Origin of the sequence: Bacillus sp. R86525 (assembly GCF_042466195.1) — a bacterium.
GTDB lineage: Bacteria > Bacillota > Bacilli > Bacillales > Bacillaceae_G > Bacillus_A > Bacillus_A nitratireducens.
Genome location: NZ_JAXHPX010000001.1, coordinates 1 through 25,839, shown reverse-complemented (window position 1 = coordinate 25,839; position 25,839 = coordinate 1). Strand labels below are relative to the sequence as shown.

27 protein-coding genes and 2 pseudogenes are annotated in these 25,839 nt (G+C 31.5%); 16 read left to right on the top strand and 13 right to left on the bottom strand.

The window, feature by feature from the left end; all coding sequences use genetic code 11:
* Nucleotides 1-12 precede the first annotated feature (12 nt).
* Nucleotides 13-171 carry a hypothetical protein gene (locus SJY24_RS00145; RefSeq protein ID WP_377863295.1) on the bottom strand — a complete coding sequence of 53 codons (159 nt, stop codon included), beginning with the start codon at nucleotides 169-171 and terminating at the stop codon, nucleotides 13-15.
* Complete coding sequence (locus SJY24_RS00140; protein WP_377863294.1) at nucleotides 168-1,394, bottom strand: AimR family lysis-lysogeny pheromone receptor; 1,227 nt, start codon at nucleotides 1,392-1,394, stop codon at nucleotides 168-170. Before SJY24_RS00140 ends, SJY24_RS00145 begins: the two co-directional genes overlap by 4 nt.
* Nucleotides 1,395-1,911: 517 nt before the next feature.
* Between SJY24_RS00140 and SJY24_RS00135 the strand changes: the two genes are divergently transcribed.
* From SJY24_RS00135 to SJY24_RS00115, 5 genes and pseudogenes are all read left to right on the top strand, one after another.
* Complete coding sequence (locus SJY24_RS00135) at nucleotides 1,912-3,027, top strand: phospholipase D-like domain-containing protein (protein WP_377863293.1); 1,116 nt, start codon at nucleotides 1,912-1,914, stop codon at nucleotides 3,025-3,027.
* A 200-nt stretch (nucleotides 3,028-3,227) separates the two neighbouring features.
* Nucleotides 3,228-3,383 (top strand): annotated as a pseudogene (locus SJY24_RS00130) (ribonuclease); the annotation flags it as partial.
* Between the two features lie 170 nt (nucleotides 3,384-3,553).
* A complete protein-coding gene (locus SJY24_RS00125) occupies nucleotides 3,554-4,402 on the top strand; it encodes a hypothetical protein (protein WP_377863292.1) in 849 nt (282 codons plus the stop codon).
* Nucleotides 4,403-4,589: 187 nt separating this feature from the next.
* Complete coding sequence (locus tag SJY24_RS00120; RefSeq protein WP_377863291.1) at nucleotides 4,590-4,868, top strand: hypothetical protein; 279 nt, start codon at nucleotides 4,590-4,592, stop codon at nucleotides 4,866-4,868.
* Nucleotides 4,829-5,761 (top strand): FRG domain-containing protein, encoded by a 933-nt coding sequence (locus SJY24_RS00115; protein WP_377863290.1) that lies wholly within the window; start codon nucleotides 4,829-4,831, stop codon nucleotides 5,759-5,761. The genes SJY24_RS00120 and SJY24_RS00115 overlap by 40 nt, the downstream gene beginning before the upstream one ends.
* Before the next feature lie 320 nt (nucleotides 5,762-6,081).
* Here SJY24_RS00115 and SJY24_RS00110 read toward each other — a convergent pair whose 3' ends face one another.
* On the bottom strand, nucleotides 6,082-6,498 hold the full coding sequence (locus tag SJY24_RS00110) for an Lrp/AsnC family transcriptional regulator (RefSeq protein WP_002187798.1): 417 nt from the start codon (nucleotides 6,496-6,498) through the stop codon (nucleotides 6,082-6,084).
* A gap of 125 nt (nucleotides 6,499-6,623) precedes the next feature.
* Between SJY24_RS00110 and SJY24_RS00105 the strand changes: the two genes are divergently transcribed.
* From SJY24_RS00105 to SJY24_RS00090, 4 genes and pseudogenes are all read left to right on the top strand, one after another.
* Nucleotides 6,624-7,178, top strand: coding sequence for a cysteine hydrolase family protein (locus SJY24_RS00105; protein ID WP_377863289.1), 555 nt, complete (start codon nucleotides 6,624-6,626; stop codon nucleotides 7,176-7,178).
* Nucleotides 7,179-7,524: 346 nt separating this feature from the next.
* Nucleotides 7,525-8,193: pseudogene (locus SJY24_RS00100) on the top strand (IS4 family transposase); the annotation flags it as partial.
* A 188-nt stretch (nucleotides 8,194-8,381) separates the two neighbouring features.
* The gene (locus SJY24_RS00095) at nucleotides 8,382-8,768 is read left to right on the top strand and encodes a hypothetical protein (RefSeq protein WP_377863288.1); all 387 of its coding nucleotides are present in this window, start codon (nucleotides 8,382-8,384) and stop codon (nucleotides 8,766-8,768) included.
* A 341-nt stretch (nucleotides 8,769-9,109) separates the two neighbouring features.
* Nucleotides 9,110-9,226 carry a YjcZ family sporulation protein gene (locus tag SJY24_RS00090; RefSeq protein ID WP_002069235.1) on the top strand — a complete coding sequence of 39 codons (117 nt, stop codon included), beginning with the start codon at nucleotides 9,110-9,112 and terminating at the stop codon, nucleotides 9,224-9,226.
* A 108-nt stretch (nucleotides 9,227-9,334) separates the two neighbouring features.
* Here the strand turns inward: SJY24_RS00090 and SJY24_RS00085 are convergent, their stop codons facing one another.
* Nucleotides 9,335-9,529 (bottom strand): hypothetical protein, encoded by a 195-nt coding sequence (locus tag SJY24_RS00085; RefSeq protein WP_377863287.1) that lies wholly within the window; start codon nucleotides 9,527-9,529, stop codon nucleotides 9,335-9,337.
* Between the two features lie 173 nt (nucleotides 9,530-9,702).
* On the opposite strand from SJY24_RS00085, the gene SJY24_RS00080 reads away from it, so the two are divergent.
* Nucleotides 9,703-10,104: a hypothetical protein gene (locus SJY24_RS00080; RefSeq protein ID WP_377863286.1), complete on the top strand. Its 402-nt coding sequence runs from the start codon at nucleotides 9,703-9,705 to the stop codon at nucleotides 10,102-10,104.
* A 318-nt stretch (nucleotides 10,105-10,422) separates the two neighbouring features.
* Here SJY24_RS00080 and SJY24_RS00075 read toward each other — a convergent pair whose 3' ends face one another.
* Nucleotides 10,423-11,286 (bottom strand): alpha/beta fold hydrolase, encoded by an 864-nt coding sequence (locus SJY24_RS00075; RefSeq protein ID WP_377863285.1) that lies wholly within the window; start codon nucleotides 11,284-11,286, stop codon nucleotides 10,423-10,425.
* A 513-nt stretch (nucleotides 11,287-11,799) separates the two neighbouring features.
* On the opposite strand from SJY24_RS00075, the gene SJY24_RS00070 reads away from it, so the two are divergent.
* The 3 genes from SJY24_RS00070 to SJY24_RS00060 all read left to right on the top strand — a co-directional run bounded on the left by SJY24_RS00070 (nucleotide 11,800) and on the right by SJY24_RS00060 (nucleotide 13,220).
* On the top strand, nucleotides 11,800-11,982 hold the full coding sequence (locus SJY24_RS00070) for a hypothetical protein (RefSeq protein ID WP_000875167.1): 183 nt from the start codon (nucleotides 11,800-11,802) through the stop codon (nucleotides 11,980-11,982).
* 544 nt (nucleotides 11,983-12,526) lie between these two features.
* On the top strand, nucleotides 12,527-12,733 hold the full coding sequence (locus SJY24_RS00065; protein ID WP_377863284.1) for a helix-turn-helix transcriptional regulator: 207 nt from the start codon (nucleotides 12,527-12,529) through the stop codon (nucleotides 12,731-12,733).
* Nucleotides 12,714-13,220, top strand: a complete 507-nt coding sequence (locus SJY24_RS00060) for a hypothetical protein (RefSeq protein ID WP_377863283.1) — start codon at nucleotides 12,714-12,716, stop codon at nucleotides 13,218-13,220. The genes SJY24_RS00065 and SJY24_RS00060 overlap by 20 nt, the downstream gene beginning before the upstream one ends.
* Nucleotides 13,221-13,318: 98 nt before the next feature.
* Here the strand turns inward: SJY24_RS00060 and SJY24_RS00055 are convergent, their stop codons facing one another.
* The 6 genes from SJY24_RS00055 to SJY24_RS00030 all read right to left on the bottom strand — a co-directional run bounded on the left by SJY24_RS00055 (nucleotide 13,319) and on the right by SJY24_RS00030 (nucleotide 20,866).
* Nucleotides 13,319-13,807 (bottom strand): small multi-drug export protein, encoded by a 489-nt coding sequence (locus SJY24_RS00055; protein ID WP_377863282.1) that lies wholly within the window; start codon nucleotides 13,805-13,807, stop codon nucleotides 13,319-13,321.
* Between the two features lie 93 nt (nucleotides 13,808-13,900).
* A complete protein-coding gene (locus SJY24_RS00050) occupies nucleotides 13,901-14,632 on the bottom strand; it encodes a MerR family transcriptional regulator (protein ID WP_377863281.1) in 732 nt (243 codons plus the stop codon).
* Nucleotides 14,633-14,635: 3 nt separating this feature from the next.
* Nucleotides 14,636-14,980 carry a magnetosome magnetite crystal formation protein family gene (locus SJY24_RS00045; protein WP_377863280.1) on the bottom strand — a complete coding sequence of 115 codons (345 nt, stop codon included), beginning with the start codon at nucleotides 14,978-14,980 and terminating at the stop codon, nucleotides 14,636-14,638.
* 278 nt (nucleotides 14,981-15,258) lie between these two features.
* Nucleotides 15,259-17,409, bottom strand: coding sequence for a peptidase domain-containing ABC transporter (locus SJY24_RS00040; protein WP_377863279.1), 2,151 nt, complete (start codon nucleotides 17,407-17,409; stop codon nucleotides 15,259-15,261).
* Nucleotides 17,410-17,498: 89 nt separating this feature from the next.
* Entirely contained in the window at nucleotides 17,499-20,597 is a 3,099-nt protein-coding gene (locus SJY24_RS00035; protein WP_377863278.1) for a type 2 lanthipeptide synthetase LanM family protein, read from the bottom strand.
* Nucleotides 20,598-20,674: 77 nt separating this feature from the next.
* Nucleotides 20,675-20,866, bottom strand: coding sequence for a class II lanthipeptide, LchA2/BrtA2 family (locus SJY24_RS00030; protein ID WP_071730961.1), 192 nt, complete (start codon nucleotides 20,864-20,866; stop codon nucleotides 20,675-20,677).
* 533 nt (nucleotides 20,867-21,399) lie between these two features.
* Here SJY24_RS00030 and SJY24_RS00025 point away from each other — a divergent pair.
* Both SJY24_RS00025 and SJY24_RS00020 read left to right on the top strand, forming a co-directional pair.
* Entirely contained in the window at nucleotides 21,400-22,791 is a 1,392-nt protein-coding gene (locus SJY24_RS00025) for a S8 family peptidase (protein WP_377863277.1), read from the top strand.
* Nucleotides 22,792-23,013: 222 nt separating this feature from the next.
* Nucleotides 23,014-23,139 carry a YjcZ family sporulation protein gene (locus SJY24_RS00020; RefSeq protein ID WP_377863276.1) on the top strand — a complete coding sequence of 42 codons (126 nt, stop codon included), beginning with the start codon at nucleotides 23,014-23,016 and terminating at the stop codon, nucleotides 23,137-23,139.
* Nucleotides 23,140-23,634: 495 nt separating this feature from the next.
* On the opposite strand, the gene SJY24_RS00015 is transcribed toward SJY24_RS00020, so the two are convergent.
* Both SJY24_RS00015 and SJY24_RS00010 read right to left on the bottom strand, forming a co-directional pair.
* Nucleotides 23,635-24,060 carry a DUF4879 domain-containing protein gene (locus SJY24_RS00015; protein WP_377863275.1) on the bottom strand — a complete coding sequence of 142 codons (426 nt, stop codon included), beginning with the start codon at nucleotides 24,058-24,060 and terminating at the stop codon, nucleotides 23,635-23,637.
* A gap of 635 nt (nucleotides 24,061-24,695) precedes the next feature.
* Nucleotides 24,696-24,977, bottom strand: coding sequence for an LCI fold-containing protein (locus SJY24_RS00010; protein ID WP_377863274.1), 282 nt, complete (start codon nucleotides 24,975-24,977; stop codon nucleotides 24,696-24,698).
* A 393-nt stretch (nucleotides 24,978-25,370) separates the two neighbouring features.
* Here SJY24_RS00010 and SJY24_RS00005 point away from each other — a divergent pair, with 393 nt between their 5' ends.
* A complete protein-coding gene (locus tag SJY24_RS00005) occupies nucleotides 25,371-25,487 on the top strand; it encodes a YjcZ family sporulation protein (protein WP_002069235.1) in 117 nt (38 codons plus the stop codon).
* The last annotated feature ends 352 nt before the right edge of the window (nucleotides 25,488-25,839 follow it).

The window sequence follows — 25,839 nt, the reverse complement described above, 5'->3', positions numbered from 1 at the left end:
GAAATCAGGATATTAACCCATTCCGCCTCCAGGATCAACCATCATTCTATACGTATTTTCTTGAATAACCTTTGCTGTTTGTGTTGATTGTTCTTTTTGCTCTTTAGCAGGAGATATGTATAGTACTCCAACTAATGCAAATGTCGCTACTATAGCTAACACTTTTTTCATTTAGCATCACCTATGTATATTATACCATTTTTATTAAAATCTACCAACAATTTTCTCGGTAATTTGCTGTAAAACCTATTACCCGCGCACTCGAAATCCACTATTGACTCTTCTATCAATTTAGCGTCTTTCAACGCATAACCCAAAATACATTTTTTCATAGGACTTAACTTCCCATCTTTCCTTTCGCATTCCTTTAAAAGATTAACCGCTACATCAGAATCGCCAATCAGTACTTGATAAAATGCTTCTTCACACACGTTATATATTTCAATTTTATCTAGCCCTTTTTTACAAACAAGTTTAATGAAGGCAAAAGTATTTATAACGCTTTCTCTTCTTTTTATTACCCTTTCAAAATGAAATGCCCCTAACATTTCTAACGATTTATTGATATACCAAGAAGCTCTTTCATAACTTTCAAAAGTGTAAGACTCAGCAAGATACACTAAAGCTGATGCTCTTAAAAGAGAAAAACATTTTTTATCGTCTTTCAAATTCATTATTTCATGACATAATTCTCTGGATTTTCCAACATTATCTTGCATTAAATAAGCATAAGATAATCCTTCTTTAATTCTGCCTAAATATGCTGTTCTAATGAAATCATCTGGGATTTCTTCGACTTTGGGTTGTAACACTTCAGCGTATTCAAACAATGAATTGAATTTTTCTAAATCATACATCGTATAGAAAGTTAGTATTCCATACAACACTTTCATTTCTTTTGTCTTAATTACTTTGCTTCTCTTACGATCTTCTAATTTCTCTAATAGTCCTTTCCCACTAACGACACCTTTACTTCGCATCCATACCAATTCATATACGTAAGCCCATTCTCTATTCATCGCCAACGAGGAAGTTTTTTCTATATCTATGATTAACTTTAATAATTCCAAGTCACCGATAGCATTTGCATATTCCATTGCAATTCGCATATTTTGTTTGCTCGTTGTAACTGAACAAAACCTATGTAGCATTTCCTTTTTCTTTAATGTATCGGCATCATACAAGACGTTAAGTAACTTAATCATATTCCAAAAATTAAATTGGCTCTTACCTGATAAGTTCTTTGAAAACGATCCGCCTTTAATTCCTAATTCCTTCGCAATTTCTTCTTGATTTCTTCTTTGAAAATCAATCTTGTCAATAAGTTCACTTAAAAATTTGCTTAATGCTTTTCTTTTTAATCCTTCTTGTTTTTGTTTAGGTGTCTGATCCATCAAATTTGCTCCTTCTGGAACAAAGACGCTTCGCTTTTTTTCTCAAATTATAAACAGGAAATTCATACCATAGTAATGCTTTAGTAATATCGGCATGTTATAATGTAATTGTTACTCATGAAGTGACCGAAAAGAGACTTATGGCAGATGTTCCCCTGGTGAGTCGGGCGAACGGTGTAAGAGTGCTGCGAACACTACTTATACACGCTGTGAGTCTTTTTTTCGTTCCGTTTATTTTATTATTTTCATAATATCATATTTTTGCCAAAATTCAGTCGTGTGGTTATCAGAAAAATGTTGAGAAAGTTTGAAAACAGCTGTATATAAATGCTTTCTCACACTTTATTGAAAAGATATGCAATAGTGCATATCTATATGGTGTACCCAATGCATGATGGTTGTCGAGTGAACCGAAATATCACATTTTATAAGTCATTTTAAATGTATAGTCAAACAATTGGTCAAATTTAGTCAAAGATGTTAACATTTATGTAAAATACATACAAGGAGGAACAGCATGAATACAATACCCGATGTTAACGGTGAACTAGTATTAAGTAAAGACGAAAATGGTTATGCAGAAGTTATTGAGGACTTCCAAAATGCTTCTTCCATTACAATCATCACGTATAATATCTCACCTCATAAAAACGATTTATTAGACAAACTACATCAATTGTCTGATGATAAAGACGTCACAGTTATCACTAAAATTCCAAGTCGTTGGAACTATTACACTACTTATGATGCGAAAAAAAAGGCCCTTACTCAAATTGAACAATATTGTTCAAGACTGGATCCAAGTAAATTTTCGTGTCACCTCAGTACTTACTTTAACAAAGAAAACCATGCCAAAATTATCATGACTGAGAATATTGCATATATTGGTTCACAAAACTTCTCCGATGAAAGTAGAAACAATTTTGAAAGTGGCATCATTATCAGAGATTCAGATGTCATTTTGCAGATTCGTGAACAAATGGTAGAAGAAATACTTGATGCTTCAACACCATACAGTTCATCATTTTATTATCTGCATCAAGAAGGGCTTCTTTATTGGTTGCAGGAATGTAAACGAATCGTCCAAGAATTTGAAGGTAACTTATATACTGTTGCAGAGGTTGGACCTGGTTTAGAGGATGTTGAGGTACTTAGTAATAATGCATTACTAAAAGCAGAGGATTGGGAGGATATAATTCAATATCATGAAGATGTTTTTTCCATCGTAGAAAATATTGAATCACACGAAAGTATAACACTCAATTTGGCAGCGGCATTAACCCTTCATGAATTGAAAATAAAGTTAGAAGTTATAAAAATAGAACTCGCCGCTCTTGCTAGTTTTAATCCAAACATATTGGAAATTGCGGGCGAAGACTATCGTTATTATTCCGGTGAACCAGAAGAATTTGAAGTAGCATTACAAGCAGCAAGTAATACTATAGCTGAACAGCACTCTGATATAATGCATAGAATGCAAGATAAAACAGATGAGATTAAGGATTCCCTACGACAAATACCATCTTTGTTAGAACAGCTCATTACCTCACTTAAAGAGTACAAATTTTATACAAACAGTGCAGTGATTAATAATACTGGCTTGGAAAGCGAAATTATCCAAGATAGAGATTAAATGATTCGCTTGGATTAATAAAACCAACGTTTTTTTTATTTCTAATTTTGCTTATCGTATATTTCCGTTAAAATGTGGGCGGTACGCCTAATTGAAGAGATTAGTAAAACGTTAAATTAAAAAAACAATTCCACCATTTCTTGGAAGGTGTACCTTTCCAAATATACATTAGATAATGAATTCCCAGTTTAAGAATCCTTGCTGGAAAAGCTGTAACTCAAGGGATAAAAGGAGTAGCTCCATTGAAAGAAAGAATGGAAGAAGCTCAAAAATCAATTAAACTTTCTGATCAGAAACTAATTAATGCTGTAGCTAGCTTAACTGAAGTGGAATCAAAACTAGGTGTTAAACGTTAATAGGCACTCGAAAGAGTGCTTTTATTTTTTCGCAATGATCACTATTCCTTAACGTGGGAAAATCGGCTTTTTATTTTACAGAAATTTGCTTAGCTTAGATTTTATGTTATTTGATTAGCGGATCACTTATTGAAAATACAATAAAAATTTAAATAAAAGGAGAGCGATTTATGAACACATTTTGGGAATCAATTAAAAATTTTGATTGGGGACCCTCTTTACCGATTATCGGAGCATTCGGAGGAGCAGCGTTTGGTCAATTCTGTTCGCATTTTTTAACACAATCTAGGGACACAAATAAAGAAAAAAAGGAGAACTTCCAAAACCTTTATTCCCCAATCGCACACAAAATAGTGACATACATTGATTGTGAGCATCACCATTTCAAAAAAGAAATACATTACATAGAAGGTGGAACTTATACTGAACCATCAGTAGCATTTAAGGAGATTATAGGTATCTTAGAAAAGAATATAAAATATGCAACGCCTGAAATTATGTCAATGTATGAAGAACTAAATAGACTATTTAATCTCCCTGAAGAAAGAATTAAATGGAATGATTATAGAAAAACAAGAATGGAATTCTGCGAATCTTTTCTTACTCAATACTTAAAAATAAGTAAAGATTTGAAAGCTCTATTAGCATCTACTGAAAAATTATTTATAGAAACTCTATTCATATGTAAGTTCGATCTCTTGTGTCATGCTTCCTGCTGCAAAAATTTACAGCCTATATTCTTAGGTACTAAATTTACAATTAAAAATACAAATCAATTAAACTCACAGATTGATAAAGCTAGAAGTAAGATAATTAAGCTAAGAGAGAAAAATAAGAAACAAAGTAATAAAATGAAAGCATCCTGCTTCGAACCAGGATTTACATGCTTAAAGAGTGTAATAGAAATTGGAGCACCAAATGATTATATGAAGACTGAATTAATCAAATCTTTGAATGAAGATGAAATCCATATAATTCACTCTGTTAAGCATATGGATGCCGATGGTATTTGGGGATAAAAAAGAGAAGACAACTCTCTTTTTTATTTTCATTCGACAAGATATGACAATATAACAATTAATAATTTGCTATGATAAGCTCAGAAATTTTACATTTTTACCTAAAATTATTAGAAAAGAAATTAAAAGTAGAATAGTTGAAGGCACTCGGAAGAGTGCTTTTATTATTTAAATTTTGGAGGTTATTATGACAAATACAAATCAATATTTGCAACGTGAAACAACAGGCCTTCATACACCTGCTGTAACTGAAATAAAGAACTTGGCTGAGTATATAGATTTATTCTCTAGTGGGGAATTTACAAATTATTTATTTAGAGGCGAGCCAACCAATTATAATAAAACCTCTTCTTCAGGATTAAGAAATGTAACACCCCGGGTTATAGACCAGAACAAGGAACTAAAAACGCAAATAACTTTCTTAACATGCAAAAAGAGTTTAAAAAAGAGGTTTGGTACAAATTAACACCTGATGAACGTACCCATTTTTCTGCTTTTTCCCAACATCATGGGATTCCGACGAATCTCATTGATATTACTACATCACCCTTAGTAGCACTATATTTTGCATGTCAAGATTATAAGAACCCGAAAGATACAAATGCAGTGCACCTTGATGAAGAAAGAGGATTTGTGTATTTATTTAAAGATCAATTTGTAGACATTACAAATCTTTTAACAAAGTTTGAAGACGTAAATATACTAGAATTTTTTGCAACTTATGAAAATGATATGTTCTTAGATATGTACAACTTGTTTTATAAATTTAAAAAAGAGCACCCTGAGGCATTTTATGAATACTTCAAAAAACTATATATTGATGCTCATGTATTCTTAAAATCTCCCCCTTTATCTGTTCCTGTGATTGATGTAAATAAGTTCCCTCCTTATGAAGAAGGTAGCTATGAACTTAATTTCTTTGAAAATTGGATAGACTTACTGAAATTTGATACGCACTTAGAAAATTTCGGTAGAAAGATTAAAAAAACTTCTTATCCGGTATTTATCTACACGGCATATCTACAAATATTATTAGCAAGTATATATTATAATCCAACGGCAGTAGACAAGAGCGCATGGATAAATCTACTACCCAACTTTAAATATGCTCCAATATTAACTTTTGAACGGGGACGAAACCAACAAGGATTGTTTATATATCAAAATTACATTCAGAGTGATGAATATACAGAAAATCCTTATATTGAAGGTATACAAATGATTTTGTCAGATAAAATAATTATCATTCATAATAAAGAAAAAATTCTTAGTGAACTTGATTTCATGGGAATAAACGAAAAATTTATCTATGGGGATTATGATAATATAGCCAAATACATAAAAAGAAAGTTTCAATAAAGTATAGATTTGAACAACATTTCTCAATGTATAAAATAACTTAACATGGTAAAATAATATGGGATTGGCGTCCAATACATATTATTAAAATTAAAGTGGTTCAAGTCGGAGGAAGGCACCTTAGGGTGTCTTTTCTTTATATATTGGGGTAGCACCCCATGCCCATCAAGCTAAGAGTTTGAAGTATCCCCAAAACGAAATTTTTATCTCTTCATAGTTGTCTATGGGAATCCAATTCATTTGTTGTTTTAGGAAATAATGAATTTCTTAACTTGATGTTGGTGTGGTGAGATCCCTAAAAGATGATCTCTTTCCTTATTTTATCCTTTTACTTTATTAACTGATAAATTCAAGCGATAATTTCCAAATATAAGAATCTCATTTAACAAATTATTCAACTGTTCCTGTGACTCTAAAAAAACTTTTAATATATAGCAACCTTCTCCACTTATCTTATGAGCCTCTACAACAGAATCTTTTGTTACAATAAAATCTAAAAAACTAGAATGTTCATTAGTCTTCATAAAAATAGTAATAAAAGCCAAATGAGATTTCCCTAATTTCATCTCATCTAATAAAATTGTATAAGCTCTTATAATTCCCTCTTCCTCCAGTTTTCTAATCCTATTCGCAACAGCTTGCCCAGTCATATGTATTTCTTTACCAATATCTTTCCACTGTATCCTCGAATTTTCTTTTAACAAATTTAATATCTTAATATCTGTATAATCAACCATAATCTTAAATCCTTTCACGATGAAATTATTTGAAGCTAAAATCTTTCATGAGAATATTACAAATTTCATTTCATCTCCCTATAATAGAATTATAAAATAATTTTCAGAATATTGGGGGATGAAAAATGAAAACAGCTTTAGTATTAATTGATATTCAAAACGATTATTTTCCAAATGGAAAAATGGAGTTAAGTAAACCATTAGAAACTGTACAATATGCAAAACAAGTTTTAGATTTCTTCCGAGACAAAAAAAGACCTATTATCCATGTCCAACATATTTCAACTAAAGAAAATGCTACTTTTTTTCTTCCAAATACTGAAGGAGCAGAAATTCATCAAGAAGTAGAACCATTGGAAGAAGAATATTTGATACAAAAACATTTTCCAAATAGCTTCAGAGATACTAAATTATTAAATGTTCTTCAAAAAGAAAATATTGACACTCTTGTTATATGTGGAATGATGACCCATATGTGTATAGATGCAACTGTAAGAGCTGCTAATGATTTAGGATTTAACTGTATTGTTATAGAAAATGCTTGTACTACAAAAGATTTAGCATTCCAAGAAAACATTATTCCTGCCCAACAGGTACATCAATCTTTTATTAGTGCTTTAAACAATGTATATGCGGAAATAACCACATCAAACGCCCTGACACAAAAAGCAACTATATAAGACATAACACATCATTATTGGTAACGAGGAAACATGAGGATCCGTTACTCTCATCAGAGATCTACCTGTTTCTCTTTGCATTCGCTTATACATCTTTATATATATTTCTATCCTAGCGCGGCTTTTGGCCTTCCGACTGCTCCCAATGTCTCCCTATTTTTCGCATAAAATCTTGTAGGGGTACGGCAAAAATCACTACTTTTTGGGCCACTTATTATTTTAGTTAACAGAATTAAAGTTCCGTAAACTTTTTGAAATGAATTTAACAAGGTTTGTTTACGGAACACAGTTTAAAGAAATAATGCTATTCTTTTTGTAGAAATATACAGAAAGGATGGCGTTTTTAATGAATCCTATCATTTCAAATGAACTGAATCTTTTCGCGCAAGAGCTACAATACTTTTTATCTCCAGTAGTCCTACAAGATATCGCCAAACAAGTTGGCTTTGTACAGCGATCTAGTAAGTATCAAGCAAACGAACTCATTGCCCTTTGCGTATGGCTCAGTCAAGAAATTGCTAGCACATCACTTACACAATTGTGCAGTCAGTTAGAAGCTTCAACTGGGGTAATGATGAGCTCAGAAGGATTGAATCAACGCTTTAATCCAGCAGCTATCGCATTTCTTCGAAAAGTCTTTACTTCTCTTCTCACACAAAAACTTTGTTCAAATCACTCACTTTCTGCACACGTGATTTCTACTTTCAATCGTATCCGTATTTTAGATGCAACAGTGTTTCAACTGCCTGACCATTTCGCCACTGACTATCAAGGTTCAGGTGGGAGTAGTAATACGGCAGGCGTGAAAATCCAATTGGAATATGATTTACTTAGTGGTCAATTTCTTAACGTACAGCTTGGACCAGGAAAAAATAATGATAAAACATACGGTACCATATGCCTTGAAACCGTAGAAGCGGGCGATTTGTGTTTACGTGATCTTGGTTACTTCGATTTAGGAGACTTACAGACCATTCATGATAAAGAGGCTTACTATATCTCGCGGTTGAAGCTGTAGAGTCATAGAAAAAGAAATAGGCGGACCCCTACTCTTACAAGGAATTCGCCTTTTTCTTGCTACTGATAATAGGACGTTATGTTAACCGATCATGAATACAATATACATATTGCATTTTATCTATATTAGGTAAGAGTAACTGTCATATAATGAAGATATCATTGTGAATTATATGGGGGATAGAAATGAAAAAATTTATAGTTAGTTATTTAGTATGTCTTATATTTTTTTCTATATTTACATCTAATTTGGAATTTATAAATAACTCTGAAGGTATGAAAGCATCATTTGGTTCCCCCTGGTCGATGGCTCTTCTTTACATTATGTATGGGAGTATACCTGTACTTATAGGCTGTTTACTAGGGGAATTTTCTTATAGAAAAATAAAAAGAAGTTATAAATTAAGTATTGGGATTCCCCTGTTTATATTATTAGGTGTTTCCTATACATATTTAATGTACATTGGATTATCTGGAGCATATGTATCTTATTCTATAATGGATTTTATTAAATTTAGTCTTCCTATTACTTTGTCCTCCTTAGTTTTCTATTTTATAAGACGAATAAACTGATGTTGATCAACTTCTGATAACGATAATTATGTAAATGAGCTGTCCATATGGGCGGCTCATTGTATTTTTCCGAAATGCTAGCGGGGTACCCTTATATAGGAATTTTTCTTTTTTCTCAATGACGAATATTACTTAACATGATAAAATATTATTTGGATGGGAGTCCAATACATATTATTAAAATTAAGATGGTTCAAGTCGGAGGAAGGCACCTTAGGGTGTCTTTTTTTTATTTTTAAACGGACCTGCTCAATTAATACGTAAACACATAAGGTAAAGTGAATCCGTTAAAATACATGAGTGACCTTGAATTTCCCCTCCTACTCAAAGGAGAGATTAAAATGGGATTTGGTGGTAGTTGCGGTAGTTGTGGCGGCGGAGGTTTCGCTGGAGGCTTTGCTTTATTAGTTGTATTGTTTATTTTATTAATCATCGTTGGAGCTTCTTGCTTCTGCTAAAAAACTATCGGAAAAGACACTCTTAAATGGGTGTCTTTTCTTTATGAACCCCTCCTGTAGAGACTACATTTAATCAAATCTTTAATATGGAGGTTTTACACGTTAAATTCAGACATTATTTGATTCTTTACTATACCGTTTCATAAAAGTCACTGTTATTAAAATAATAATGCCTATACTCAAACCAAGTAATTGATCTAGCGCAATCACATCACGTAACACCAAACGGAAAATAGACCCAAAACTAAATACGCACACACACATGATACCGAAATAGTTTAATGCTTTGTATACATCTTTCATTCTCATCCCTCCCCCAACTATCTTTTACCCTTTTGAACTTCACTCAGCATATGAAACTCACGAAATGTTGGCTCCATCCTATGTAGGGATGGCCCCCCCTAATGAACATGAATCAGAAATCTACATATACTATCTAGGTAATTTATCTATTAAAAAAACGATGGAGGAATACAATGTTAACTTATTACCCTCGCCAAATGGTCGCTCACCCGATACTTCTTGAAGCTAGACAAATTTCGGCTAATCAAATTTTAATGACTTATGATAAACCAACTGATTTGGTATCTGCAACAAATGTCTCGAATTATTGGATTAGAAGTAATATGGGTCCCGTTGGTATTGCTAGTGTGGGGATGAAAGAGGCACTTACGGCAGAAAACGCTATACGTCCAAATATGGGAATGATAGCACCCGTTGATAATTCAAAAATGAGATTTGTTATAACTTTTAGAGTTAATGCAATGCAGGGGGTAATGTATACTGTACTTCCATGTTTCGTTAACTTAGAGGGAATGTCAGGTTTTATGGGAGAAAATTGGGGTCCTAATAGTAAAAATATGTTTATTGGTATTTAGGAGAATAAAATAGTACTAGGGCTAGATTAAAAAGTAAAGTCATAATTTTTTTACTATGCTACCTGATGAATTGAAGTGGTATATTCATAAACAACACCCAAAACATACTAAGATTAGTAGTGTAAACCAAGGCATTAGTTTACACTACTATTTTTTTACAAATGAAAAAATACTATGAACGGTCATTATTAATTATCGACAGATAATAAAAAGGAATTGGTGGAAGAAAAAAAGCTGACAAAATGCCAATCTTTTTTGTCTTCCCAGTATAAAATCTTGTTGATGAATTGAAAATCATTAAAATTTTTTACACATGAATTATTGAACAATTAGCCTTGAATAAAAGAAGCTTTTAATTAGCTGTGATACCTGCCAAGCTTGCTCCTCGAGAAGGAAATGCCCGCCGCAAAGAAGATGGGTTTCCACATTGTACAGTTCCTTGCTAAAGGCACCAGCGCCATTCAATGTGAAAATAAAATCATTTTTCCCCCAGATAACTATCGCTGGGGGCTGATTAGTGCGTAGATACTGCTGCCAAACGGGGTATTGCTCTACATTTTTTCGATAATCGTAGGCAAGTTCCAATTGAATTTGAGCATTTCCCAGGCGGTCCAATAAGAGCTGATCCATCAAATAGCTGTCTGGGCTGATCAGATTCGGCGAGCAAGCACCGGTAAGATACTGCTTCTTTGTGAAATCAAAGGTGAGCAGGGCTCCCAATGCTGCTTCAGTGTTTGGATTTCTGTCTTTCCACAAAGCTTTAAATAGATCGAACGGCTTGCCAAGCCCCTCTTCATGAGCAACGGAATTTTGAATAACAAATCCAAGCACCCTTGACGGCTGGCGAACAGCAATGCGGAGGCCGACTGGACCCCCATAATCCTGAACATAGAAGACTGACTGACTGATTCCAAGCAGATCCAGTAGTTTTTCCATAACAAGAGAAATGTTATGGAACGTGTATGTAAATTCATCGGGAGCAGGCATGCTGCTGTTTCCAAAGCCGGGATAATCAGGTGCAATGACATAAAACTGGTCAGACAAAAGAGGAATTAGATTCCGGAACATATGAGAAGAACTCGGAAAACCATGGAGCAGCACAATCGCTGGATTTCTGCGGCTTCCTGCTTCCCTGTAAAAAATACGCAGGCTATCAATTGTAGCAATATGGTAACTTACCATCTATCCATCTCCTCTCAGCCTTTAGTGGCCCTCTATCTTTTTGTATGCAGATAGGGAGGTATTTAACATTTTTTTCGTTACTCCATTTTTGATTATTTTATCATGTTCTATTGCAGTTTCTGGTTAAACTAAACTCCCGTTAATTGAATAACTTACAAATTCAAGAATGATCCTCAATAGTCCTTTCCTATTTCACAATCTGGCCCGATTGTTGAATAGAATGGCCGTATTTTTTAAACAACTTTATTGTAGACTAAACAACTTTTTTATTACTTAACATAATTGGCTTTATTGAAGGTGATGGACTCTGACAGTAACTACCGATATTGAGACGTTATGTTAACCGAGTATGTATACAATATTCAACCGAAAACAAACAACATATCACCTCTTTCGAATGGTAAAATAGGGAAAAAGTATATTCTAAATAATACCTTTAGAAACCACTATTTATCACATAGGAGCTACCGAAAAAAAGAGATGAAAAAGAAAAAAAGTAAAGGGGGGGCATAAGTGAAATATATTAATGGATTGTACATATCACTTATATTGATGATGTTCATTAATTTACTTAATATTACAATGTTTGATAATAAATACTCAGGGATAACAATGTATATCTCTTCCGTTATATTCACAATTGGAAGCGCATTTTTCATAAATGCAAAACGGCTTAAAATTAGTGAGAAAAAATAAAACAAAAAAGTGATAAAAAGTCCTCCAGTTAAACAAACTAGAGGACTTTTTAGGCTCTTATTAAGTTAAAGATGGTCTTAAGTACACTTCCAATAACGATCATTATGTAAATCAACGTGGTTATCAAGTCGAAGGAAGGCACCTTAGGGTGTCTTTTATTTATTTTACACATCTTAAACCCTTTAGAATAATAGATGTGCCATCTTCTCCCTTCCCTTATGAAGGGAGGGACAGGAATGAAAAAACGTAAAAAAAGGCGACCAAACCTAGCTTTTGTGTTATTCCCATGAAATTTAAAAACTAAGCAATATCTTGTTACACTTTTATTTTATCATTGTCTTATTGGAATACACCAAACCTTTTTTCGGAAATTTTTAAATTTTGTAACTTCTATATTAAAATCTTTAGCTTCCACAGCGGTAATAGTAGGTGTACTTAGAATTGTTATTTCAATTATGAAAAATATGCTATAATTGTAAATAATAACTCCATTTTCATATAAAACATGACCATATATTAGTAAATTATAGAAAAGGAAAAAATTATGCTTCGTAATAAAGTAAAAGAATTAAGAAATAATATGAATTTAACCCAAAGTGAATTAGGGAAAAGTGTAAATGTTACTAGGCAAACTATATCTTTTATTGAAAAAGGTGTATATGATCCATCAGTTACATTAGCTATTAGGATTTCAGAATCCTTAGGTAAAAGTATTAATGAGGTATTTTGGATTGAGAAGGATAAAAATTGATGTACTAATATATAAACTAGAATGGTGGTTAAAAATTAACATGGTAGAAAAATTGTTACGATTACCTTTGTTTCAAATAATACTTCTAATCTTAGTTGGACTAATTATTCTAGAAGAAAATCATTCTCTGAATCTCCCAAAATTCCTCCCTTCTTCCCTACTTATATATATATTTACCTCAGTATTCATTATATGGATTATACTAATAAAGATATATAATTATAATAATCCATACCAAAAATTCAATATTTTCACACTAATGCCTACTGAATTAAGGGAAGATGATGAGGGATTGCGCTGGATAACATTTCATGCATGCAGAAATGTATATATTTATTATTCACTAGCAATACCAACTGGAATGGGTTTGATATCATATTTTAATGAAGTAAAATTTATTTCTTTACTTGTTTTGGTAACTTTAGGTTTAGGTCAATATATAATTTATTGGTTAGCAGTTAAAAAAATATATGAACCCACTGAATAAAAAACCAGCATGCATAATTCAAAAAAACTATGCATGCTGGTTTTTTAAATGAATAATCAATAAATTCAATCATTTTGACATCCATAAAATAAGATGTATTATTTCTTGAATAGATAATAAACATCAATACCATAGAATATTAGGATTCCGGTACCTATTCCCCACAAAACAATACTGATAATTTGCCATGTTAGTACTTGTTTTTTGCTAGCTCCTGCAACTATAGAAACAAATGCACCAATATGATTCGCTCCAATTATTGGCCCCATAAGAGAAAGTCCAGGTACACCATATCTATTAAAATAAAAACGTGCTTTATAAAAACGATTATTAAAAAAAGAATGATCCCCCTTGCTTTCTAAGGTTTTCGATCTTAAAATCTTAGCTAATGCTATAATAACCATTACAGAAAGTACATTTGCAGCAATACCTAAAACAGCAGTTGGAATAAAAGGAAGTTTCAAAAACACTCCTACTGGTACAGCAACATGCGCTTCAAGAAAAGGGATAAATCCAATTACAAATATCATTAGAAATTGATAAAAGATATTGATTTCCGAAATTTCCCCAATAATGTCTTGTATCATTTCAAGACCTCCTATCAAACATTACTTTATCTTAAATAGACATATTTTCAATTACTCCTAAATAAAACGATATATGCTAAATTAAATTTCGTTTCACTCCCGTTCCTTGTTAAGATAAAAATCATATGCGTTTTCTAAGAATTCCTGCTCTTTTTCAGTAAAAGGATTATATATACTTGTCTTTTTCATTTCCGTAAGGGTACTTTTTTCTTGATATATCGGTATTGCATCAGCAATATTCTCAATAAGTCTTCCTATAAAATGTTGCGCTTGAGAAGAAGTAGGGCAAACCTTATCAAATACTAGCTTTTTAATTTCTGTATATAAATCAAAATATATTTTATCAATCTCTATTCGTTTAGTAGATGTTAGTTTGTTATAAAATAAATTTTCGATATCATCATATCCATCTAAATTCATTTCTTCCCAAATTGTAGAACTTACTACAAAACAAAATAGACTTATATCTACATGTTCTTTATCATTAATTATGGTATTCATATGATTAAGTTTTTCAATAGTTCTTTGAATTTCTTCTTGTTCTGCTAAAAGTTCATTTCTTTTAAAGTTAATGGAATGTTCCAAAAAAACTTTTTCTATAGATTGTTTTTTTAATAGATCGTCTATTTCTTTTAATGAAAGACCTAGAAACTTTAAAGACTGAATTTGTTGTAATCGCTTTAAATCGTCGAGACCATATAATCTATGTCCTCCTTCTCTATAGTCACTTGGATTCAATAAATTAATTTTGTCATAGTAACGTAATGTGCGAACTGTAACATTTGCATGCTTCGCTAACTGTCCAATTGTTAATTTTCCCTTCATCATTTACCCTCCTAAACTTTCTTTCTTTTTAATATATGAAATTGAAATTGGATAATTATGAGATTTTCGCAAAGCAATACGAATCATTGCATTTAGAATAAAGACTAATTCTACAACTAATACAACATATATAACATTTACATACCATGGTGGAGAAAAATAACTAATAAAAAAGAATGGAAATATAGTTAAATGAAAATTTAGTGCTTTACGGCTTACTTCGCGGTAAAATACATTTTTCTTTCGTGTGATTAAAAACATTAACAATGGGGGCAAAAAACCAAAAACAAGTGACGCACCAAGCATCAATTGAACTATAGTTTGTTGTTTTTTTGTAGGACTCTTCATTTACTTCAGCTCCTTTTTTGTATCTAAATTTAGTATAAAAGCTGACGTCGGGTTAGATTCAAGTCCAAAAATAAAATATTAAACGCATTATAACCAGAGCAATTTCTGTAGCTCCAGTTATAATACATATCTCACTACAAGATGTTGTAATTTGATTAGATATCCCATGTATTCTTATTTAAAAGTTGTTAATAGTACAATCAATCTGTATCTATCAACTAAAGGATAATTCAGATACAACTATAAAGTTTAAATCCTTCAAACCGTAATAACAAAGGTCAGTTCGCAACAATTGCATTCTTATCATAATAATTAATAAGATTATAATAATATCCTTCCTTTAAAATTAAGCTTTCGTGATTACCTACCTCAACAATTTCCCCCTGATCTAATACAATAATCTTATCTGCATTTTTTACAGTACTTAATCTATGTGCTATTACAATTCTTGTACATCTCAAATTTGAAAGGACTTTATCAATTTCCTCTTCAATAATTGTATCTAGTGAACTTGTTGCCTCATCTAGTAACAAAATTGAAGGTTTACCAACAAGCGCACGTGCTAGTGCAATTCTTTGCTTCTGTCCACCTGAAAAATTCGTTCCAAACTCGGAAATAATTGTATTATACCCCATAGGTAAATCCGCTATATCGTTATGTATTTTAGCTAATTTAGCAGACTCAATAACTTCTTCAAGGGTAGATTCTGGGCGATATGCTGTTATATTGTCTATTATAGATCGATTAAATAAATTAATATCTTGAGGGACAATACCTATCTTTTTTCTCAAAGATGCTTTATCAAGCTGTGTTAAAGAAGTTTCATCAAAATAAATTTCTCCTTCCGTCGGCTCATATAAACCAATAAGTAAATTTGCAAGTGTACTCTTTCCAGAACCTGATTTTCCAACAATGGCCACTTTTTCCCCTGAACGAATATCCAAGCTAATATTTTTCAGAATCTTATTTTCACTTTGAAAATCGTAACTAAAACTTAGATTTCTTACAAAAATATTTCCATTTAATTTTTTTAGCTTTATATTTCCATTAAGTTCCGTAGGCCTATCTAATACATCAACTACTTTCTCAAGGTATGCACTCATCTTAGCAAACTCACTACAAGAAATAGCCAATGAAGATAACATAGTGAAATATGTAATCGTTAGTGTAAAAAATGCTATCATACTCCCCAACGACATGTTATTATTTAAAACCTTGACCGTTCCTAATCCAAGTACTAAAAATGGAGCGGTTATTCCAATTGTAAAAATAAGTGTTTCTAAATTTGCTGCATAATAATCCTTCTTTTTTATGGCCGATAACTGATTTTTATAATATTTTTCCCAATCCTTAAACATATTCAATTCCATTCCAGCCATCTTAACTCCTAAAATACCATAAATCATCTCACTTTGATGCCACTGAACTTTTGTTCGTTTGGACAGCTCTTCTTTGGATAATTGATGCAGTCTCTTATTCGCTATAAAAATGATGACAAAATATATGACACCTATACAAGTAATCATAACTGTCAAAGAAGGGGATTGTAAGAATAGATAAATAGTAAAAACAAGTAACAAAGATGAATCCAAAACTCCCGATAAAGCTTGATTCGATAATGTTTGTCGAATCATTATATTACTATTTGCTCTAAACATTAAATCTCCAAATGATCTTCTTTGAAAAAATGAATATGGCATATGTAATAAATGAAATATAAATCTTGTCATCATAACTAAATCCAAATGATTTCTTAAAACTACCACTAGCCTAGCCCTTATCAAAGTAAAGATTAATTGAAAGACAATAAGGATAGACATACCTATAATTAACACATTAAACAAATTGAAATTTCTAGGGGTTATGATTGAATCGATTGTATAGTTAGTTAAAATAGGTGTCGATAGTAATAATAATTGTAATAAAATAGAGAATAATAATAATGAGAATACAAATTTCTTTTTTGAAGCAAGCATTTTAAAATATGGAATCCATAAATTTTTAGATTTTTTTTGTTTGAAATTTTGATTAGGCTGCAAACACATAATCAAACCGGTAAAGTGCTGAGTAAATTCTTCTTGTGTTATAGTGATCCTTCCTTGAGCAGGATCAACAATCGTATACTGTTTACCCTTTACACTTTCTAAAACCACAAAATGATGACCTTTCCAGTGTAAAATTGCGGGAAGATTACAGTTTACTAAATCTTCACTTTTCATTTTATATATTTTATTATCCATATCTAATGCCATTGCTATTTCTTTTAACGTGTGTAACGATATGCCATCTCTATTATTTTGATAAGATTCTTGTATATCTAAAAGTGTAATGTATTTCCCATGATACCTAGAAATCATCGCTAAACAACATAGTCCACAATCAGCTTGTTCTTGTTGTTCGACATAAGGTACATATTTATGTATAAACATGGATTCCTCCTAAATGATTTTAAATATATATAGAACCTGCCTTCTTAAAGTAAACAGGTTCCATAATAACATTTCTTTGATTAATAGTATTACTTTAGTATTAAGACATTAGAAATTTCCCTCTCCATTGCTAATAAAGATAAGCCTATACCAGATAAACCTAACATGAGATTCGGGGTTTCCATTTTACCTGGGAAACCACTAATTATAGGATTAGTAGCTATCTCCTTTAAAAGTTTGTTTTTAATATTCGATATTCTATAATCAACTTTTCCATCTATTTTTTCAGTGTACGTAAGAGCCCAATAGTTTCCTAATGCACCATGGCACAAAGAATGATTATTATACCCCATATAATCTAAAGTAGTGTCTATCGATTTTTGTACCATTTCCTTTTGATTAGAATTTAATATATCCCACATTTCAATATAAGCAATAATTATCCCTGAAGAACCATGGCACCAACCAAATCTCTGATCCAATCCTTCATTTTCAGTTGAATTTGTCCAAAAATTAGTCTTATTATTAAACAATGAGTCTTGATAGCTGATAGCTTGAAGACAAGTATTCAAATAAACCTTTTCTTGGGTAATTTTAAATAGACGATATAATGCTAATGCTATCCCTATAACACCATGCGAGAATCCACCTAAAGGTGTTTCTGAAGATATAGAATTCCATACTAACCCTCTATCTAATTTCAAAGAATTTTTAACTAAGTGATTCCCACACCGTTTGGCTATATCAATAACTTCTTTAGAAGGATTAATTTCATAATATTTTACTAAAACCATTAGTGTGCCTGCTACTCCTCCAATTACATCATAGATTTCATCATTAGAAATAAGAGAATCTATTTTATTAAGTAACAGTTTAATTTCATTTTCTAGATTCGAATACCCTTGAATATGACTTATTTCAATAAGACCATATAGTATAGATCCATATCCATGATATCCCGATAAGCTCAATTTATACGTAGGATGTTTTACATCTTCCATAACTGAATTCAATGCAGCTTGCGACAATTCCTTAAATTCTTCCTTATTCGTTACCTTGTAAAGATTAGCAAAAAATAAAGATATACCAACCAACCCATCATAAAGCCCTACCGATAAAGGAGATAAGCTAACTTTCTCCCTTTCGTCCATTCCTATACCTATCCAAGTCACATCTTTTTTATTATGTCCCCAAATTGCCTCTGATGAAATATATTCTCCTAGCTTAGTGGCCAATGCTATTGGACATTCATTTTCTTTCTCTAAATTCTTTATTTCCATATCATTATATTGGATTTCTTTATCAGATAGAGTTGCAATTGACATAGATATCCACTTTCTCTGTTGTTTTAAGTCCTGCAAACTTAAAGTATTTACTTTTTTATAAATTAGCTCCCATCCACTTACCTCTAAAAAATCTGGAATCTCTTCTCCCTTTGAATTCCAAATACTCTTACTATTTATCTTAGTAGAAAAATACGGAACATCTCCTTGAAGTAAATCATCAATTTCTGATGCAATTATAGGTAAGTGTTTTGCCGATACACTGCCATAGTTCCAAAAAAGATCAAAGAGTCTTTGACGATCTAAGCCATGTTGCAAATAATCTGTATGCTCACTTTTTCTCAAAAACTCTGCATAAACATGCGTATTTTTAGCAACAAATCGAATTTTTTCTGTTGAAAAATCCTTTAGAATCCCATCATTTTTTAATAATTGCTCTTTATGTTCCAAAAACATCCTGTATATTCCTTCAAAACCTTCTAAAATATCCGATATGTACAAAACAGGATTTATTATTTGACCATTAAACTTTGGTCGGTTCTCTTTAGATGTACTATAGAACTGGACATTTTCTATACTTATACCTGAGGTATTATTTCCTTTCAATGTCTCAACATTTCCAATTTGTTGTCCAGCACTCCCACCAATGCCGCTGACTTCCACATCTAGACTATCATTTGGTTTATATTTGATAGGCAATAGCCCTGTGCCTAATACTGATTTCATAAGGAGTTTTATCGCTTCATGCTGAGCTGTATTTTGTTCACTCATTGGTTGTAATGGATAGCAAATAGACTCTAAATCTATTAAATAAGGATGTGCCCCATGAGCAATCAAATTCTCAAAATGAAAATCTACAGCATTAAAAGCATAAAGGATAGCAAGATAGCCTCCTAGCCGAGTATAGAACAGCCTAATTTCCTCTTCATTTTTGCACTCTGTATGCGAAATAAACTCTTGCCAGCCATATTTCTTCTTATCAATAACATTTAATGTAGAAAAACAAATCTTACCTTCTGTTTGGTTACACCACTCAAGAAATTTTTGGAATTTCAAATCAATAGATAATGAGCGTGGTTTATATACTAATTTTTTTTGATTCTTAAAAGTTAATATAGTGACTGTTTGACCACCATTATGTGTGTCCCCAGCACCAATATGTAATTGAATAAGAACGGAAGGTGAATGAAGTATCTTTGTATAGATTTCTTTATAATCATTAAAATATCTATCTAAAATTTTAAATTGATGATGCAAACTAGTTTCTAGAATCTCAGTTAAACGTCTAGCCAAAACAGGATAATCTAGTAATAAATTAAGTACTTGTTCTGACGAACTTAATTTATTTTTTAAAAAGAATTCAAATTTTTCTTCCGGTGTTTGTCCCTGAAGTTCTTTTCTTAGTTCTGCGATATTAACCTCTAGAACTATAGGCTTTACTGTGATTGGGGATAATTGTTTTTTTAAATTCTCTATAATTGATTTACTAATAGATTGTTCATCCATTACACGCTTATAACTCGTGTTAATACTAAAATAGTGGTTAATTTTTTGGGATGCATAAGTAATAAATGGCTCAAGAAGACATTCAAAAGCTGTTTTATTCGAAGTCACAAATGATTGAGGAATTGAAAATATTTCCTTTAATTGTTCTATCCATTCTAATTTATTCGTATTAGGAAACTGATTATCTTTCTTAGTAAGAAGAATAGATTTTAACATTTCTTTTGTAAACCCTAAATGTTCAAGCTGATAATTCAATGTTTCTGCATTAAAACCTGTCCTCTTCATCCAATTTTCAAGTACCTCATCATTACCACCTTTGCAACTATCATTTACTAATATTTCTGTCAAATAAGCTGAACGCCCAAATACTTTCCAAGGGATTACCTTCAGATATTCCATAATTATCACTCACTTTACCTAATTTAATATAAATAATGGGTGAAGATTTCTTCACCCATTATTTTAAGAAGATTTAATTATTTTTTTCCGCAAATTGTTGAAGTAATAACAACAACACATGGCCATGTTGTTCTAGGATTTACATCTGATCCCCCAACTGCAGCCATTAATTCTTCTTCAGATACTTCTCCTACAGGGTTTGCTAATACCTCTTGTGAACGCATTTCTGGATTTTTCCAAGCCATTACCGTTTTTTCTACTAAATTCATTTTTTATTCCTCCTATATCGTTTTAATTTGTTCCCCCGGGACAACCTAATTATATGTTAGGTATACCGAACATTTCAATACTTTTTTTCTAAAAAATTCAAAAAAAGTTTTTTTATGGAATATATTGTTTTTTTTTACATTTTGGTGCTATGATTAAATTTTATTGCTATTCATCTTTTTAAAATCTATTATTCAGAATCTCTAATATAATAGACACACTAATCTTTCAAGCAATAAAAGGATAACGAACTTAAAAGTTTTGAATCAAATGTGAATATTAAGAAAATATATTGTTTTAAAAATCCCTTTGATGTAACATCTTAACTGTAAATAGATTTATAATATTGAAAATATATCTATTTTTAGTTTAATATGGTAATTCATGATATTCAAGAACAATATAATTCGTTTGAAAAGGAAGTGTTACTTATGATCAATAAACTACAGCTATAATAGATTTAATATTAATTTTTTATTAGTAATCATTTTTAAAGATACTGGGTATTCCTAAATTAGAAAAAGGAGGGTTTTTTTTGTTTTTTCGTAGAATTATAGCCTACTTAAGTTTATGTTTCTTTTTAATAGTTCCTTTTCAAAATATTAGTGTAGCTGAAAGCTTAAACTACTATACAATATTAATTGATGATCCTAAACACTTAGCTATATCCCAAAAAATGATTTATGAAAATAATGCACAAATAATCTATTCAGTAGATGAAATAGGACTCCTACAAGTGAAAGCTAGTCCTAATGATATGAAAAAAATCGGATATGCTCCCCATGTTAGCACCTATAATCCATCGCTAAGATTCTATAACCATCAAAATACAATTAAGGATCCAGAAAACGATATCCTTGACGATAACCCATGGGATCAACAATGGGATATGAAAAAGGTTACACATGATGGTAAGAGTTATGAGATATTTCAAGGAACCAAGGATGTTACTGTGGGAATTATTGATTCTGGGATAGATATTAATCATTCTGATTTAAAGAATAATATAGTTCCTGGTTCTAAGAATCTCGTTCCCAAAGGTGGATTTAGGGGGCAAGAATCAGATGAAAATGGAAATATCAACTTCTTAGAAGATAAATTAGGACACGGAACATTTGCAGCTGGTCAAATTGCTGCAAATGGAAAAATTAAGGGCGTAGCTCCTGGAATAGGTATTAAATCTTATAGGATATTTGGTAATGGTTCTGGAGAAACCGCTTGGGTTATAAAAGCTATTATAGAAGCTGCAAAAGATGACGTAGATGTTATTAATTTAAGTTTAGGTGAGTATCTAATAGACGGTTCAATAGTTAAAGAGGGGCAAGAATCCGTACAAGACTTTGCTGAAATCAGGGCTTATAAAAAAGCTATTGATTACGCTCAAAGCCTAGGAAGTGTAGTTGTAGCAGCTGCCGGGAATGATTCCTTAAATGTTCGGGATCATCATCAAATGGATGAGTTTTATAAAAAGAGATTAAAAAATGATGACCTTATTTATAAAGGTACTATTCTCGATATACCTGCAGATTTACCAGGAGTGGTTACAGTATCCTCTGTTAATGCTTCTGATTTTATTTCTGATTTCTCTAATTATGGACAGGGGTTTATTGACATTTCAGCCCCTGGGGGTGATCTTAGATTATTTAATAAATATGGTTTTGATATATGGATAAAAGATAAATTATATCTGGAGGAACAAGTACTTGGTGTCGCTACAGATAATAGATATGGATTTAGCTGTGGTACTTCAATAGCTGCCCCTAAAGTTTCAGGTGCCCTAGCTTTGATCATTGATAAGTATCATTTTAAGAATCAACCGAATTCTAGTATTAATTTTCTTTATAAATTTGGGGTGAATCATCAAGAAGGTTCTACGGACTTATCCGGAAATGGTGTACTTGATGTTTATAAAGCAATGAATAGGTAACCTACAAAATAGTGAATATCCGAAATATTTTGTACGCGTGATTGGTTAATTAAATCCTTATTAAGATACTAAAAATCATACAATCTAGTAAACAATCGACTTACAGTGGAATCATATTATACATCTTTGACATCCCACTTTTCTCTTATTTTTCATATATTTCATACAGAAACTGTTCTGTTTTATTTAAACAAGGAACTTAAGTTATTACTTTGAGCCCCTATGCCAATATTTAATATAGTTACACAAGGAAAAGTAGGAACTATTATGGGCTTTGGTGGAGGATCTGCATTACTAGTTGTATTGTTTATTTTATTAATCATCGTTGGAGCGGCTTGCTTCTGCTAAAAAACTATTATAAAAGACACTCTATATGAGTGTCTTTTATTTATGCGTTAAAAAGCCCACCTATTTCCGTAGGTGGGCTTTATCTTTATTACACAATACCAAAGTATACTCTCTTTTTCTCATAAACTTAATGCAATTATACATATTCAATAAAATTACACCAAATGAATATTACATGTAGTAAAATATATCTTGTGGACACGTTCTATAAAGCAGATTTTCCGATTAGAAGGCGTAACACATCTCAACCATATAGATGTGGCGTTGCTTTAATCTAGCCAAACAAACGATCTCGATTCTCTTGTATTTGTACACTAACAATCTGGTAAAAATAAATGATTCTGTTTTATAGGACGTGTTTACTTAATGTCCAATACATATTATTAAAATTAAAGTGGTTCAAGTCGGAGGAAGGCACCTTAGGGTGTCTTTTTTTTATGAAAAAATCCCCACACAAAGTGCAGGGATTTTCATGCTACAAATATATAAAACTGATTATTTAATATATAACGAAGTGCGCCACGTATCTCTTGGATAATTTATTGAAGTCTTTTGATATTCAAAAGTCCCTTCTTGATGATTTGATGCGTCCCATTTATATTCCCAACCTACAATAGGATTACCACCAATTATTTGTGAACCAATACTTTTTATATCAAATCCATTCATTTTGGCAAAAGGAAACTGGCCATATCCTATTTCTTTTGTGTAAACATATAAGTAACTTCCCCCATGATCTTTAGTTGTACTAAAACTATTAGGATTAATGTATTCAACTCCACCCAATTGTGATTCCACTTTTACTACACTTAAAGAAGTTAGAGGTGCTGCTGGTCCTGCTGATGCCTCCGATGCCATTCCTAACCCAACTACCGCTGCCACCGCTAATGATGATATCCCTAATGTAACTTTTTTAAACATATAAACATCCCCTTGTTTTATAATAAGTACAAGTTTGATATTAGCAGAAATTTATAAGAATATTCCTTATTTTGAAAACGTTAATAAATTCTACTTTTTTCGATATGCAATTTAACATATCGATTGACATACAGAATAATCCATCCACTACTTTTGATATAAAAACTATTTTCAAATTTAATACTATTAACTCACTAAATTCTCATAAAAAGACTGGTCGTCTATACAATAGTTTGGTAAAATATAGGTATCTTTTAAGAAGGAAAAGCTAATATAGATCGACCAAATAATGTAAAGAAAATGTTTTATTGCATAAAAAAAGGCTCCATTGCTGGAGCTCTCAAAAAATAATATAAGTAAATGAATTAAAACAAATAACAGACAATTAAACTATATAGATAAAACATAAATAAATCTATATATATATGCAATATTACATATAGAAAATCCTATTTATTGATGCTATAATAAGCTTACTCGATGATTGTTATATTTTGTTATGGTTTTTAAGCAATACAATAAAATTAAGATGGTTCAAGTCGGAGGAAGGCACCTTAGGGTGTCTTTTTTTTATGGAGAATCATTTTAAAAACTAAAAATAAAAGAACCCCAATAAATGAGGTTCAAAAAATCTACTATTTTAAATTACCTTCGTAAAAAGCAACTCCATTTTGAACATGTTTTAAATACCACGTAATCGTCCCGCCGCAAACATTTTCATTAAAACTATTAGCATATACTCCATTTGAGTAATAAAGAGTTCTTTTGAATTTACCATTAGAATACTCATAAGGAATTGAGCATGTTGCTTGCTTCGGAGAGCTCACATCTTTTGGCGTATCAGCTGAAGCTGCCCCAATTCCTCCTGTTAATGCAATACCAGTTGCTAATACTCCTACTACTAATTTCTTGAACATAATAAATCCCCCTTTAATAGTTTTTATAGCTTACAACTCAACTGTATAACTTTTGTAAATTATGTAAATATTTTGAATATGTAGAAATATTTATTTAAATTTTGGTAATATTAGGATTATATTTTATCAAACAGAAAATAGAGGGGTTAAAGATGGTATGTAACATTGCATATTAAACATCCCGTATATTATGATATACTTTCAAGGTGTGATACCTAATTTCTTTAAAGTGGAAAACTAAACCTTATCTACCCAATTGTGGGGGACGCCTTATGGCGTCTTTTTTTTCAAAAGGACCTGCTCAATTAATGCGTAAAACCATAAAGTAAATTGAATCCATTAAAATACATGAGTGACCTTGAATTTCCCCTCCTACTCAAAGGAGAGATTAAAATGGGATTTGGTGGTAGTTGCGGTAGTTGTGGCGGCGGCGGTTTCGCTGGCGGATTTGCTTTATTAGTTGTACTATTTATTTTATTAATCATAGTTGGAGCTAGCTGCTTCTGCTAAAAAACTATTGGAAAAGACACTCTTATATGGGTGTCTTTTCTTTATGCGTTAAAAAGCCCACCTATTTCCGTAGGTGGGCCTTATCTTTATTACACAATACCAAAGTATACTCTCTTTTTCTCGTAAACTTAATGCAATTATTCATATTTGATAAAATTACACCAAATAAATATTACATGTAGTAAAATATAACTTGTGGACACGTTCTATAAAGCAGATTTTCCGATTAGAAGGCGTAACACATCTCAACCATATAGATGTGGCGTTGCTTTAATCTAGCCAAACAAATGATCTCGATTCTCTTGTATTTGTACACTAACAATCTGGTAAAAATAAATGATTCTGTTTTATA